This is a genomic window from Bacillus litorisediminis (genome assembly GCF_022808645.1).
GTDB lineage: Bacteria > Bacillota > Bacilli > Bacillales > JC228 > Bacillus_BF > Bacillus_BF litorisediminis.
The window spans coordinates 811-1,702 of record NZ_JAKZKT010000039.1; the positions used below are offsets into that span (position 1 = coordinate 811).

Sequence of the window (892 nt, forward strand, 5' to 3'; positions counted from 1 at the left end):
ACACTGAATAATAACAATAAAAGAGAAAAACTTTTGTTCATTTTTATCCCCCTAAATTATATTTAGGGATATTTTGCTCAATTGAATTTTAACTATCCTTTTTAAAGCTAACCTACCCCGTTAGTCCATTTACTTTGACTAAGTATTTCTTTCTCCTAATAAAAAGCGAAACAAATCTCTAATATTTGTAAAAATCTTAGGTTAAACTATCTTCAAAAAAATACAGGAGGTAGCTAAATTGAATTTCTTGTACCGTTTAATTCCTTTGACCCTAATTTTCTTATTTTCAGATTTGTTTCCAGCAGAAGCAATTAAATACAATCATGATAGTATTACTATTTCGGAAGTTCAAAAGAGGGTAAACTTTCCCGTTCTCTATCCAAAAAAGATTCCAAAAGATTGGACATTAGAAATAAAAACATATCCTAGCGGCAAGAAGGACTTCACTTATTTTAGACTCCATTTTATGGACAAAAACGACGAATACCTCATTGTAGGGATTGAACAGCAAAAAGAACATACAAATACATCAGATTTATTAAGTCCACAAATAGAGAAAGTAGATATCAATGGGAACACAGGATATTTTAAACACTGGGCACCTAGCATTCTTAGAGGAGAATATCCCCTTGGCGGAATACTATTCTGGAACCAAAATGGTACATTTATAAGAATGGATAGTTTTAATATAACAAAAAAAATGATGCTTGAAATTGCAAGATCGATGGCAACTTTTGAGTAAAAAAGTTCCCTTCTATACCCCTAGTTCTGTACTTGATTACTGATTTACTAAATGTTGTTTATTGCAAAATAAAAGTGCAGAGCTTTGCAAAGAAAAAATGCAGAGACCTGCACTTATTTTGTTAGGTGCATAAAAAAAGACTTGCCAGCC

At 31.5% G+C, this 892-nt stretch carries 1 protein-coding gene; it reads left to right on the plus strand.

Annotated features, from left to right (window positions below):
- The first annotated feature begins 238 nt into the window (after window positions 1–238).
- Entirely contained in the window at window positions 239–742 is a 504-nt protein-coding gene (locus MLE14_RS17085; protein ID WP_243299627.1) for a DUF4367 domain-containing protein, read from the plus strand.
- The last annotated feature ends 150 nt before the right edge of the window (window positions 743–892 follow it).